Genomic DNA, 13,080 nt, shown 5'->3' with positions numbered 1-13,080 from the left:
CAGGCGCAGCGGGGACGCATCGCCGCAGCCGTCAGGCGTTGGCCAGAACCTCCGTCGTTTTGCGCAGGCGCGACAGGCGCGGCAGGATGCGCTCGCAGGCCAGCGCGTGCATGTCGGCTGTGAAGGTGCTCATCGCGTCCTCGACGGCGATAACGGCGTAATTATGCGCGAAGGCGTCGCGGATCGTCGCCTCGACGCCGAAATTCGTGGCAATGCCGGTCAGGATCACGGTCCTGATGCCGCGCCGGCGAAGCTGCAGGTCCAGTTCCGTGCCGTAGAAGGCGCTCCACTGGTGCTTGACGATATGGACGTCGACCGCAAGGGCTGCGATTTCGGCCGGTGCCGCCAGCGCTGCTGCCGGAAGGCCGCCTTCGGGGAAAACCGCAGGCTCGTCCACCGGCTGGTTGACAGCATCGGCATAGTCCGGGGAGAATCCGACGGTGACGAGGATCACCGTGCCGCCTTCGGACTTCAGCTTCCGGGCAATGGCGGCGGTGTTCTCGACCACCTGCCGGGCGGGATGGGGCGCAACCTGCCGGCTGACGATGAAGTCCTGCAGGTCGATGGAAATCAGTGCGGTGGTCTTGGGATCGTAGAGGGACATGGGAAATCTCCGGGGGAAGGAAATCATGAGGGCATCCTCACAATGACAAATACGAGGACGGCCTCACAAAAATCAAGTCCCGAGCCGCAGACCCGCGTGCCGAAACGCCAGCGCGGCCATGAGCGCGTCGCCGTTCTCATCGATGCCGCAGCCAGGGTCTTTCTCGAAAAAGGCTATGATGCCGCCACCATGACGGAGATTGCCGCGGCCGCGAATTCCTCGATCGGCTCCCTCTACCAGTTCTTCCCGACCAAGCCGCTTCTGGCCGAGGCGCTGCATGTCGACCGCCTGCAGCATCTGAACCGCGGGCTTGCCGAGCTTGCGGAAAAGACGAGAGGCAGGAGTGCCGCCGAGATCGGCGACGCGATCTTCACCCGGCTCGGCCGTTTCATCGAGGATCACCCGGAATTTCCCGTCCTTGCCGCCCGCCGCGACGTGCCCAAGGAGCGCAAGGCGAAATCGCGGGCGGAGCTTCGCGCCAGCATCACCGCGCTGTTGCGGAACGCCGAACCGTCGGTGGAACGCGATGTCGATCTTCTGGCCGCGCTCGTCCTGGAATTGCTGCGCATCGTCGTCGCCGCCGCCTCCGACCCCGACGGTTCGGGCGATCCGCGCCTCGTCGGAGAATTGCGCCGCATGCTGCGCAAGCGCCTCGAGGAAGTGATGCCCTGACTGAAGCCGGCAAGGTCAAAATTTCGCGAGCGGCATGAAACGGGAACTCTTTCCTGTTTTTTGCCGGTATTTCCCGTATTCTCCATAAGCGCAAAAAACGAACAATAAGGGGTTTGGTGAATGGCATTCTGGGCGCCGAAATTTCTTCTGCCTGCGGCAACGTCCCTGTTTCTCGCCTTCGGGGCCTTCGCGCAGGACGCAGACGGATGGCGCGTCGGAATTTCGACGGTCGGCGAACTCAAGCACCCCACGGGCTTCGACCATTTCGGCTATGTCAACCCGCAGGCGCCCAAGGGCGGCACCCTGCGCCTGTCCGACGAAGGCAGTTTCGATACGCTGAACCCGCTGCTCGCCCGCGGCGAGGCCGGCGCCGGCCTCGGCCTCGTCTTCGATACGCTGCTGACGCCGGCGCTCGATGAGCTGTCCTCCTCCTACGGCCTCCTGGCCGAGGGCGTGAAATATCCCGACGACTTTACCTCGGCGACCTTCCGACTGCGGGCGGAAGCCAGATGGGCCGACGGCCAGCCGGTGACGCCCGATGATGTGGTCTTCAGCTTCGAGCAGGCCAAGAAGAACGATCCGCAGATGGAATTCTACTATCGCCACGTCAAATCGGTCGAAAAATCGGGCGATCGCGACGTCACCTTCACCTTCGACGAGCCCAACAACCGCGAGCTGCCGCAGATCGTCGGCCAGTTGGTGATCGTGCCCAAGCACTGGTGGCAGGCGAACGGTGCAGACGGCAAGCCGCGCGACATTTCCCGCACCTCGCTCGAAATCCCCATGGGCTCCGGTCCCTACAGGATGGTGTCGGTGACGCCGGGCGCGAAGATCCGCTACGAGCTGCGCGATGACTATTGGGGCAAGGATCTCAACGTTAATGTCGGCCAGAACAATTTCGGCGCGATCGAATATACCTATTATGCCGACCGCGACGTGATGTTCGAGGCCTTCCGCTCCAACAATACCGATTACTGGTGGGAAAATGCCGCCAAGCGCTGGGCGACGGCCTATGATTTCCCCGCCGTCAAGGACGGGCGCGTCAAGCGCGAGGAGACCGAAAGCGAAATGCGCAAGGTCGGCGTCATGGTCGGCTTCATCTTCAACCTGCGCCGCGACAAGTTCGCCGACGAGAAGCTGCGCGAGGCGCTGAACTACGCCTTCGATTTCGAGGAGCTGCGCCGCACCATCTTCTACGGCTCCTACGAGCGCATCGACAGTTTCTTCTTCCGCACCGAGCTTGCCTCCTCCGGCCTGCCTCAGGGCCGGGAACTCGAAATCCTGAACGAAGTCAAGGATCTGGTGCCGCCGGAAGTTTTCACCAAACCCTATGCCAACCCCGTCGGCGGCGATCCGGCCAAGCTGCGCGACAATCTTCGCACCGCAATCGGCATGCTGAAGGAAGCAGGTTACGAGCTGAAGGGCAACCGCATGGTCAATGTGAAGACCGGCCAGCCGCTCTCCTTCGAAATCCTGCTCAACGGGCCGACGATCGAGCCCGTCGCGCTTGCCTTCTCGCAGAACCTGCGAAAGATCGGCATCGAAGCCGCGGTGCGCAGCATCGAGCCCTCGCAATTTACCAACCGCTGGCGCTCGCGCGATTTCGACGTCATCTACAATGGCTGGGGCGAATCCATCAATCCCGGCAACGAGCAGGCGGAATATTGGGGCTCGGACGCCGCCAGGCGCGAAGGCTCGCAGAATTACAGCGGCATCAGCGATCCCGGCATCGACGCGCTCATCAAGAAGGTGATCTTCGCCAAGGACCGCGACGAGCTGGTGGCGGCGACGAAGGCGCTCGACCGCGTCCTGCTTGCCAAGCACATCGTCGTGCCGAGCTATACTTCGCGCACCTCGCGCCTCGCCTACTGGAACAGCATCGCCCATCCGCCCGAACTGCCTGAATACGGGCTCGGCATGCCGGGTGTCTGGTGGTCCACCAATGCAGGCAAATAAGGAAATCCTTGCCATCGCGGGCCGAGGGCGTCCAAATTAAGCGCGAATCGGACGGTAAAGCGATTCCGGCAGGAGCGTGAAGCGGTTTGCGCCCGCAATTGCATGAAAACAAGGAGATGGAGCATTTCCGCGATTCGAGGAAAAACGGAAATGCTCTGCAAGGGCGAACAAAAGGAAAGTTGGGAATTGGCGAAATCTGAACGTCGCAGCATGGCGGCTGTCCACCGGATCGGCATGTACTGATGGGGGGCTATATCCTTCGCCGCCTGCTTCTGATGATCCCGACGATCGTCGGCATCATGGCAATCTCCTTCATCGTCGTGCAGTTCGCGCCCGGCGGGCCGGTGGAACAGGTCATCGCCCAGCTGACCGGGCAGGCAGACAGCACCGACCAGCGTCTCTCCGGCGGCGGCGATGCCGGCCAGCAGTTCGACGACGCCGGCGCGAAATATCGCGGTGCCCAGGGCCTCGATCCGGAACTGATCGCCAAGCTGGAAAAGCAGTTCGGCTTCGACAAGCCGCCGCTCACCCGCTTCCTCGAAATGATGTGGAACTATATCCGCTTCGATTTCGGCGAAAGCTTCTTCCGCAATACGACCGTGCTCGACCTGATCGCCGAGAAGCTGCCGGTTTCGATCTCGCTCGGCATCTGGATCCTGATCTTCTCCTACGCCATCTCCATTCCGCTCGGCATCCGCAAGGCGGTGAAAGACGGCTCCTCCTTCGATGTCTGGACCTCCGGCGTCATCATCGTCGGTTACGCCGTGCCGAGCTTCCTGTTCGGCATCCTGCTGATCGTGCTCTTCGCCGGCGGTTCCTTCTACGACTGGTTTCCGCTGCGCGGCCTGGTTTCCGATAATTTCGACCAGCTTTCCTGGTGGCAGAAGCCGCTCGACTATTTCTGGCACCTGACCCTGCCGCTGATCTCGCTGTCGCTCGCCTCCTTCGCCACGACGACGCTGCTGACCAAGAATTCCTTCATCGACGAGATCAAGAAACAATATGTCATCACCGCGCGCGCCAAGGGGCTCAACGAACGGCAGGTGCTCTACGGCCACGTTTTCCGCAATGCCATGCTGATCGTCATCGCAAGCTTCCCCGCCGCCTTCATTTCCGCCTTTTTCACCGGCTCGCTGCTCATCGAAAACATCTTCTCGCTCGATGGCCTCGGCCGCCTCGGCTACCTCTCGGTCGTCAACCGCGACTATCCGATCGTCTTTGCCACACTCTATATCTTCTCGCTGCTCGGCCTCTTCGTCGGCCTGATTTCCGACCTGATCTACACCTGGATCGACCCGCGCATCGATTTCGAGCGGAGGGACGTCTGATGGATGCTCCCGCAAACCCGGCGACCGCAACGCCGCTGCGCCCGCCCCGCAAGGGCCTGCTGTCGCCGACCAATGTCCGCCGCTGGAACAATTTCAGGGCCAACAGGCGCGGTTACTGGTCGCTCTGGCTGTTCATGATCCTCTTCGTGCTCAGCCTCTTTGCCGAATTCATCGCCAATGACAGGCCGATCGTCGCCTCCTACAAGGGCGAGATCCTCTTCCCCGTCATCATCGACTATCCCGAAGAGAAATTCGGCGGGTTCCTGGCCGAGACGGACTACCGCTCCTCCGTCATTGCCGATGAGATCGATGCCAACGGCTGGATGATCTGGCCGCCGATCCGCTATTCCTACCGGTCGGTCAATTCCGACATTCCGCATTCGGCCCCGACCGCGCCCTTCTGGCTGATGTCGAAGGAGGAGCGCTGCTCGGCCTATCCGCAAGGGGTCAACGATCCCGGCTGCCGGCTCGGCAATCTCAACTGGCTCGGCACCGACGATCAGGCGCGCGACGTTCTCGCCCGCGTCATCTACGGTTTCCGTATCTCCGTGCTCTTCGGCCTGGCGCTCACCATCTGCTCGGCGCTCATCGGTGTGACGGCCGGCGCCATCCAGGGTTATTTCGGCGGCTGGACGGACCTGCTCTTCCAGCGCTTCATCGAGATCTGGTCGTCGATGCCGGTGCTCTACATCCTGCTCATCATCGCCGCCATCCTGCCGCCCGGCTTCTTCGTGCTGCTTGGCATCATGCTGCTCTTCTCCTGGGTGGGCTTCGTCGGCGTCGTGCGCGCCGAATTCCTGCGCGCCCGCAATTTTGAATATGTGCGGGCCGCCCGCGCGCTCGGCGTCAACAACCGCACCATCATGTGGCGGCACATGCTGCCGAACGCGATGGTGGCGACCCTGACCTTCCTGCCCTTCATCCTCTCCGGCTCCATCACCACGCTGACCTCGCTCGATTTCCTGGGCTTCGGCATGCCGCCGGGTTCCCCCTCGCTCGGCGAACTGATCGCCCAGGGCAAGGCCAACCTGCAGGCGCCGTGGCTGGGGCTGACCGCTTTCTTCACCATGTCGATCATGCTCTCCCTGCTGATCTTCATCGGCGAGGCGGTGCGCGACGCCTTCGATCCGAGAAAGACGTTCCAATGAGTGAAACTCTGCTCTCCGTCCGCGATCTCTCGGTCGCCTTCCATCAGGGCGGCGAAACCGCGCTTGCCGTCGATCGCATCTCCTTCGGTATCGCCAGGGGCGAGGTTGTCGCGCTGGTCGGCGAATCCGGGTCCGGCAAGTCGGTCTCGGCAAACTCCATCCTGCGGCTTCTGCCCTATCCCGCAGCCAGCCACCCCACCGGCGAAATCCTCTTCAAGGGCAAGGATCTGCTGAAGGCCTCCGACCGTGAAATGCGCGCCGTGCGCGGCAACGACATCACCATGATCTTCCAGGAGCCGATGACTTCGCTCAATCCGCTCCACACGATCGAGGGGCAGATTGCCGAAATCCTGGCGCTGCATCAGGGCGTCACCGGCCAGGCCGCGCGCACCCGTGTGCTGGAACTCCTGAACCAGGTCGGCATCCGCGAGCCGGAAAAGCGCCTGAAAGCCTATCCGCACGAGCTTTCCGGCGGCCAGCGCCAGCGTGTGATGATTGCCATGGCGCTCGCCAACCGCCCGGAACTCCTGATCGCCGACGAGCCGACCACAGCACTCGACGTCACCGTGCAGGCGCAGATCCTCGAACTCCTGCGCAGGCTGAAGGGCGAGCACGGCATGTCCATGCTCTTCATCACCCACGATCTCGGCATCGTGCGCAAATTCGCCGACCGCGTCTGCGTCATGACCAAGGGCAGGATCGTCGAGACCGGGCCGGTGGAACAGGTCTTCACCGATCCGCAGCACGATTATACCCGCCACCTGCTCGCCTCCGAGCCGCGCGGCGAACCGCCGCTGACCGATCCGTCCAAGCCCGTCGTCATGGAAGGCAGCGACATCAAGGTCTGGTTCCCGATCAAGGCCGGCCTCATGCGCAAGGTCGTCGATCACGTCAAGGCCGTCGACGGCATCGACCTGACGCTGCGCGCCGGCCAGACGCTCGGCGTCGTCGGTGAATCCGGTTCCGGCAAGACGACGCTCGGCCTGGCGCTGACCCGCCTCATCTCCTCGCAGGGCCGCATCTCCTTCGTCGGGAAAGATATAGCCAGCTATTCGTTCACCGATATGCGGCCGCTGCGCAGTGAGCTGCAGGTCGTCTTCCAGGACCCCTATGGCTCGCTCAGCCCCCGCATGTCGGTCGGCGATATCGTCGCCGAGGGGCTGAAGGTGCATGAACGTTCGCTCTCGGCCGAAGAGCGCGACCAGCGCGTCTGCTGGGCGCTGGAGGAAGTGGGCCTCGATCCGCTCACCCGCTGGCGCTTCCCGCATGAATTTTCCGGCGGCCAGCGCCAGCGCATCGCCATTGCCCGCGCCATGGTCCTGAAGCCGCGTTTCGTCATGCTCGACGAGCCGACCTCCGCGCTCGACATGAGCGTGCAGGCGCAGGTGGTCGATCTCCTGCGCGACCTGCAGAAGAAGCACGATCTCGCCTATCTCTTCATCAGCCACGACCTGAAGGTGGTGAAAGCGCTCGCCAACGATGTCATCGTCATGCGCTTCGGCAAGGTGGTGGAGCAGGGGCCGTCGGCGGAAATCTTCCGCGCCCCGAAGGACGATTACACAAGGGCGCTGATGGCCGCCGCCTTCAATATCGAGGCTGTGCCGACGCCAGCAGTTCAGCAGTAAAGAAGACCATGTCAGCAAGACCGCCCATCCTCGTCGATCTCAAGTTCGACCCCGAAACCGTCGCCCGTATCCTCAAGACCGCCTTTGCCGATCGCGGCAGCATCAATGCCGCCGATCCCGAAAGCAAGGCACTCGACCTGACCGGCGTGGACTACGCCCTGCTCTGGAAACCGGATGCCGATATTTTCAGGCGCGCGCCGAACCTGAAGGTGCTCTTTTCCGGCGGCGCCGGGGTCGATAGCATCCTCTCCATTCCCGACCTGCCCGATCTGCCGATCGTGCGTTTCGTCGATCGCAGCCTGACGACGCGCATGAGCGAATGGGTGGTCCTGCAGTGCCTGATGCACCTGCGCCTGCAGCGCGCCCACGACCGCCACCAGCGCGACCGCGCCTGGGGCAAGCTCGTGCCGCCGGAAGCGGCCGAGATCACCGTCGGCGTCATGGGCCTCGGCATTCTCGGCCAGGATGCCGTCGCCAAGCTCAGGGTCATGGGCTTCAACGTCATCGGCTGGTCGCGCTCGAAGAAACATGTCGAAGGCATCGAAACCTTCGACGGCCGAGAGCTCGACGCCTTCCTGTCGAAGACCGATATCGTCGTCGGCCTGCTGCCGCTGACGCCGGAAACATCAGGCCTCTACAACAAGGCCTTCTTCGCCAGGCTGCGCCAGGGCGGCGCGCTTGGCAGGCCGGTTTTCGTCAATGCCGGCCGCGGCAGGAGCCAGGTCGAGGCCGATATCGCCGCTGCCATCGAAACCGGCGTGCTCGGCGGCGCCTCGCTCGATGTCTTCGAGGTCGAACCGCTGCCGCCCGACAGCCCGCTCTGGCATCTGGAAAACGTCTTCATCACCCCGCATGACGCGGCGATATCGGAGGAAAACGCGCTCTTCCGCCATGTCGAAACCCAGATCGCCCGTTTCGAACGCGGCGAGCCGCTGCAATTCGTCGTCGATCGCAAGGCGGGCTATTAAAGCGCGTCGCGCAAAATGGGAAACTATGCGGCAGGCGCCGCCAATGGCGGTTTCCGGCCCCAGGCGGACGAACAGCTGCAACGATTGACCGGGATCACGGGAGGCGCAAGTCCAAACCGAGCTTGCTGCTGAGGACGAAGGCGACGAGCCCCACGCCGACGAGCGCCAGGGTGAAGACTGCGGCCATCGTGCCGCCCATGCGCAGGACCGCTCGCCTATCCCCCACCTCTGCTCGATCGAAATGCCACTTGATGGCGAAGAACATGGCCGTTCCCAAGGCGAAGACCTTGAACGTAACGAAGACTACAGGGACCCAATCCCACATTTCGGATATTTCCAGGCTATGACTTGACGCTATCGATCAGGAGCGAGCACTACCGCGAAACTGCCGCGGACAACACCGGCCATGTTGACGCAGATGCGAAAGAACCTCCCTTCGGAACCATCAGCGCCGCTCCTCGTTTCCCGCACAAGCTCCGCAGGCCTTGCCCCGCGGATTACCGCAAGGAGACGACCATGGCTCATACGGGAATGCGGTGGGAAAGGTCCGGTCGCAAATTTCACGCCGAACAGCGCATTGCGCCGGTCAGGGCAAGGCAGGGCCGCGCCGGCTATCGTATCCTCACCGTGCTGGTTGCCGCGCTGGTGCTGGCTTTCCTCGTCTGGATACCCGTCGCGATCTGGGGCGAGAAGCAGGCCGATGACATCGCCCCGCAGAACAATGGCCCGGCTCCGGTTGAGTCCGCCCCGCCCGCGCGGTAGCGGGCTTGCTGGCAGCGCCACGTTGCCTGTTGTTTTTTCTGGACTTTGCCGATCGATTTTTCGATAAGAAAGCGCACGAGCCGGTTTCGTGCGCTGGCCGTCAGAGGGCCGCACCTGACCGGATTGACGGACAGGCAGGAGCTTCATGGCCAGGACCGATATCGCAAGGCGCGTCTACAATCACACCTGGAAACTCGACCCGATCATCCGCAGCCTGATCGATACGGATTTCTACAAGCTCCTGATGCTGCAGATGATCTGGAAGCTCTATCCGGATGTGAACGCCTCCTTCACGCTCATCAACCGCACCAGGCGCGTGCGCCTCGCCGAAGAGATCGACGAGGGCGAGCTGCGCGAACAGCTGGACCACGCCCGCACGCTGAGGCTCGCCAAGAAGGAAATGATCTGGCTCGCCGGTAACAGCTTTTATGGCCGCGCCCAGATCTTCGAGCCGGAATTCCTCGCCTGGCTCTCCAATTTCCAGCTGCCGGAATACGAGCTGTCGAAGAAGGACGGGCAATATGTGCTGGATTTCCACGGCGCGTGGAAGGAAACGACCATGTGGGAAATCCCCGCGCTCGCCATCATCAACGAGCTGCGCTCGCGCGCGGCGATGAAGGCGATGGGGCCTTTCACGCTGGACGTGCTCTATGCCCGCGCCAAGGCCAAGATGTGGGCCAAGGTGGAAAAGCTGCGCCAGCTGCCGGGCCTGCGCATTTCCGATTTCGGCACCCGCCGCCGCCACTCGTTCCTCTGGCAGCGCTGGTGCGTGGAAGCGCTGAAGGAAGGCATCGGCCCGGCCTTCACCGGCACCAGCAATGTATTGCTGGCTATGGATTCCGATCTCGAAGCCGTCGGCACCAATGCGCATGAGCTGCCGATGGTGGCGGCCGCCCTTGCCGAAACGGACGAGCAGCTGCGGAACGCGCCCTACAGGGTGCTGCGCGACTGGAACAAGCTTTACGGCGGCAACCTGCTCATCGTGCTGCCGGACGCTTTCGGCACGGCCGCCTTCCTGCGCGACGCGCCGGAATGGGTGGCCGACTGGACCGGCTTCCGCCCGGACAGCGCCCCGCCGATCGAAGGCGGCGAAAAGATCATCGACTGGTGGAAGAAGATGGGCCGCGACCCGCGACAGAAGCTTTTGATCTTTTCCGACGGCCTTGATGTCGATGCGATCATCGATACCTACAGGCATTTCGAAGGCCGCGTGCGCATGAGCTTCGGCTGGGGCACCAACCTGACCAACGATTTTGCCGATTGCGCGCCGACCGACACGTCCGATTTCCTGCCGATCTCCATCGTCTGCAAGGTCAGCGACGCCAACGGCCGCCCCGCCGTCAAGCTCTCCGACAATCCGCAGAAGGCGACCGGCGAGCCGGCCGAGGTCGAGCGCTACCTGAAATTCTTCGGCGCCGAAGACCGGACGGATCAGGCCGTGCTGGTCTGAGGTGCTGCTCCGGGCAGATGAAAAAGGCGCTGCCCTGGCGATGGCGTCTCGTCCCGCCTGCCGGCCATAAAACTCCGCGCCCGTTTTTCGGCGCACCCTGCACCCTGTGCGGCCAGAAAGACTATCTATTTCGAAAGCCAGCTTTCGAAATAGTGCCGCACAGCCGCCCCCGCGCCGAAATGATCGGTCGTATCGAGCCTCGCAACCGCGCCGCGCACCACATCCGCCATAACGGATGCGGGCACGACGCCGGATTTGACCAAGCTTTGAAACAGTTCCTCCACCAGGATGATTGTCCCGATCGCTTCGTCCTCTGCCTTGAAAATCGCCATCGCTGGTCTCCCGTTTGCGTTGTTGGCAATGAAGTGGCTACGCGCTGAAAATCTGGGCCAGGCTATCGTATTGTGGAGAAGGCACGGATTTCGTCAGGCGGAACAGAGCGCGAAATTCCAGATAACTCGTCGGCGACTGCCGGTCAGAACCGAAATTGTGAGTCGAATTTGTATTGCGAGCCAACGCCTCGCAAACAATGAAGCGCTCCAACTAGTTATGGAGCAGAAAATGGCGGACAGAGAGGGATTCGAACCCTCGGTACGCTTTCACGTACACACGCGTTCCAGGCGTGCGCCTTCAACCACTCGGCCACCTGTCCATCTGCGTTTCGCACCCGGAGAGGAGCAAATCGTCGGAACGGCGCGATATATACCGATGAATTTTTGCCGATCAACCCAAATCTAACAGTTTTTTGACTTCTTCCGATAAAACTGCGCCTATGCCGTCCATTGCGCCGTCTCTGCTGCCAACCTATCTCTGGGTTCGTGCGGAAATGGCGCGGCTCGCCGGACAATCAGGGCACACCCGTCGTCGGAGGATTTGATGCGTTTCTTGTTGCGTCTTGCCAGCCTGTTTGCGCTGGCAGTTGCGGTCATTGCCGGGACCATCGATTCGATCCAGTCCGTCGCATCCTCGCAGGTCATCATGACCCCGATGTTCGATGCGTGGGAGGAAGTCAGCCCCTCCACGCTGACGGCCCTGCAATCGTCCGTTTCCTATTATGTCCATCCGCGGTTTTACGCTTTCGTCTTCCAGTGGCTGATGCTGCAGCCGGCCTTTGCCGTGCTTCTGGTCCTGTCGCTCATCCTATGGATGATCGGCTACAGGAAGCCGCCGGTGGCCGGCCGGTTCACCGCCTGACAACCCGTGCGGCACGGGCATGGCTGCAACGGGCGGTTACGGAAAGAACGGGGCGATTGTGCCGCCGCATTTGCGCCATTGCTTAGAAAATTCGCATTTTAGAAGGTAGTTTGCCTGGAAATCGGTACTCAAGGACCGAAATTCGGCAATGATGGCAAATCTTTACCAACCGAAAAATTTCTCGTGAATTTTTCGTTGAGCCATGCAAGGATGCACGCAGCCAGGCCTCCGGGGGGAGGTCGGTGGTTCCGCAGACATGCCTTTAAAAGGCTTGCGGGAGGACCCCAAACAAATAGCAACAACAGGGCTGCAAACTCATGAAAAAATCCCTTCTTACCCTCTTGGCCGTGGCAGCGATGTCGACGACGGCGCTGGCCGCCGACATCAAGCCGGCTCTCGTTTACGGCACCGGCGGGAAGTTCGATAAGTCCTTCAACGAAGCCGCCTATAACGGCGCTGAAAAGTTCAAGGCCGAAACCGGCATCGCCTACCGCGACTTCGAGCCGACCGGCGACACCCAGGGCGAGCAGGCGATCCGCAACTTCGCAAGCCGCGGCTTCAACCCGGTCGTTGCCGTGTCCTTCGCCTGGACCTCGGCCGTCGAGAAGGTGGCAGCCGAATTCCCCGACACCAAGTTCATCATCGTCGACGCCGTCGTCGACAAGCCGAACGTCCGCTCCGTCCTCTACAAGGAAGAGGAAGGCTCCTATCTCGTCGGCGTTCTTGCCGGCATGGCGTCCAAGACCGGCAAGGTCGGTTTCGTCGGCGGCATGGACATTCCGCTGATCCGCAAGTTCGAATGCGGCTACGAGCAGGGCGCGCGTTCCGTAAAGTCTGATATCGAAGTCTTCCAGAACATGACCGGCACGACGGGTGCGGCCTGGAACGACCCGGTTCGCGGTGGCGAACTGACGAAGAACCAGATCGACCAGGGTGCCGACGTCGTTTACGCGGCCGCCGGCGCCACCGGTCTCGGCGTCCTGCAGACGGCGGCCGACAACAAGAAACTGTCGATCGGCGTCGATTCCAACCAGAACCACCTGCATCCGGGCTCCGTCCTGACCTCGATGGTCAAGCGCGTCGATCTCGCCGTCTACAACGCCTATAACGACACCAAGAACGACAAGTTCACGGCTGGCGTCCAGGCGCTCGGCATCAAGGAAGACGGCGTTGCCGCCGCCATGGACGAGAACAACAAGTCGCTGATCACGCCGGAAATGCAGGCCGCCGTCGACAAGGCCAAGGCCGACATCATTGCCGGCACCGTCAAGGTTCACGATTACACCACGGACAACGCCTGCCCGAAGTGAGTCGAAACTGAGAACGGGCGTATGGCGGACAAGGGTTTTCGCCATACGCCCTTTTCTTATCTG

Annotated in this window: 13 protein-coding genes and 1 tRNA gene; 10 read left to right on the top strand and 4 right to left on the bottom strand. The window is 62.1% G+C overall.

Annotation, left to right across the window (positions count from 1 at the left end; translation table 11 throughout):
* Window positions 1–31 precede the first annotated feature (31 nt).
* Window positions 32–604 (bottom strand): hydrolase, encoded by a 573-nt coding sequence (locus ACFPWW_RS25690; protein WP_112565005.1) that lies wholly within the window; start codon window positions 602–604, stop codon window positions 32–34.
* A gap of 42 nt (window positions 605–646) precedes the next feature.
* Here ACFPWW_RS25690 and ACFPWW_RS25685 point away from each other — a divergent pair, with 42 nt between their 5' ends.
* From ACFPWW_RS25685 to ACFPWW_RS25660, 6 genes are all read left to right on the top strand, one after another.
* A complete protein-coding gene (locus ACFPWW_RS25685) occupies window positions 647–1,276 on the top strand; it encodes a TetR/AcrR family transcriptional regulator (RefSeq protein ID WP_112565007.1) in 630 nt (209 codons plus the stop codon).
* 120 nt (window positions 1,277–1,396) lie between these two features.
* A complete protein-coding gene (locus tag ACFPWW_RS25680; RefSeq protein ID WP_377313800.1) occupies window positions 1,397–3,232 on the top strand; it encodes an extracellular solute-binding protein in 1,836 nt (611 codons plus the stop codon).
* A gap of 242 nt (window positions 3,233–3,474) precedes the next feature.
* On the top strand, window positions 3,475–4,560 hold the full coding sequence (locus ACFPWW_RS25675; RefSeq protein WP_112565011.1) for a microcin C ABC transporter permease YejB: 1,086 nt from the start codon (window positions 3,475–3,477) through the stop codon (window positions 4,558–4,560).
* On the top strand, window positions 4,560–5,708 hold the full coding sequence (locus ACFPWW_RS25670; RefSeq protein WP_112565013.1) for an ABC transporter permease: 1,149 nt from the start codon (window positions 4,560–4,562) through the stop codon (window positions 5,706–5,708). Before ACFPWW_RS25675 ends, ACFPWW_RS25670 begins: the two co-directional genes overlap by 1 nt.
* A complete protein-coding gene (locus ACFPWW_RS25665; RefSeq protein WP_377313798.1) occupies window positions 5,705–7,333 on the top strand; it encodes an ABC transporter ATP-binding protein in 1,629 nt (542 codons plus the stop codon). The genes ACFPWW_RS25670 and ACFPWW_RS25665 overlap by 4 nt, the downstream gene beginning before the upstream one ends.
* Window positions 7,334–7,341: 8 nt before the next feature.
* A complete protein-coding gene (locus ACFPWW_RS25660; RefSeq protein ID WP_377313796.1) occupies window positions 7,342–8,301 on the top strand; it encodes a 2-hydroxyacid dehydrogenase in 960 nt (319 codons plus the stop codon).
* Between the two features lie 94 nt (window positions 8,302–8,395).
* Here the strand turns inward: ACFPWW_RS25660 and ACFPWW_RS25655 are convergent, their stop codons facing one another.
* On the bottom strand, window positions 8,396–8,566 hold the full coding sequence (locus ACFPWW_RS25655; RefSeq protein ID WP_377313794.1) for a hypothetical protein: 171 nt from the start codon (window positions 8,564–8,566) through the stop codon (window positions 8,396–8,398).
* Between the two features lie 251 nt (window positions 8,567–8,817).
* Between ACFPWW_RS25655 and ACFPWW_RS25650 the strand changes: the two genes are divergently transcribed.
* Together ACFPWW_RS25650 and pncB are read left to right on the top strand one after the other, a co-directional pair.
* Window positions 8,818–9,063: a hypothetical protein gene (locus ACFPWW_RS25650; RefSeq protein WP_377313792.1), complete on the top strand. Its 246-nt coding sequence runs from the start codon at window positions 8,818–8,820 to the stop codon at window positions 9,061–9,063.
* Window positions 9,064–9,208: 145 nt separating this feature from the next.
* Complete coding sequence (gene pncB, locus ACFPWW_RS25645; RefSeq protein WP_377313790.1) at window positions 9,209–10,513, top strand: nicotinate phosphoribosyltransferase; 1,305 nt, start codon at window positions 9,209–9,211, stop codon at window positions 10,511–10,513.
* Between the two features lie 125 nt (window positions 10,514–10,638).
* Here the strand turns inward: pncB and ACFPWW_RS25640 are convergent, their stop codons facing one another.
* On the bottom strand, window positions 10,639–10,845 hold the full coding sequence (locus ACFPWW_RS25640; RefSeq protein ID WP_112565025.1) for a hypothetical protein: 207 nt from the start codon (window positions 10,843–10,845) through the stop codon (window positions 10,639–10,641).
* A gap of 230 nt (window positions 10,846–11,075) precedes the next feature.
* Window positions 11,076–11,165, bottom strand: a tRNA-Ser gene (locus ACFPWW_RS25635).
* Window positions 11,166–11,389: 224 nt separating this feature from the next.
* On the opposite strand from ACFPWW_RS25635, the gene ACFPWW_RS25630 reads away from it, so the two are divergent.
* Both ACFPWW_RS25630 and ACFPWW_RS25625 read left to right on the top strand, forming a co-directional pair.
* Entirely contained in the window at window positions 11,390–11,707 is a 318-nt protein-coding gene (locus tag ACFPWW_RS25630; protein ID WP_112565029.1) for a hypothetical protein, read from the top strand.
* 317 nt (window positions 11,708–12,024) lie between these two features.
* Window positions 12,025–13,017 (top strand): BMP family lipoprotein, encoded by a 993-nt coding sequence (locus tag ACFPWW_RS25625; RefSeq protein ID WP_112565032.1) that lies wholly within the window; start codon window positions 12,025–12,027, stop codon window positions 13,015–13,017.
* Window positions 13,018–13,080: the final 63 nt, after the last annotated feature.

The organism is Rhizobium sp. GCM10022189 (assembly GCF_042656325.1).
Classification (GTDB): Bacteria; Pseudomonadota; Alphaproteobacteria; order Rhizobiales; family Rhizobiaceae; genus Rhizobium.
This window is presented reverse-complemented; position numbering and strand designations above follow the sequence as displayed.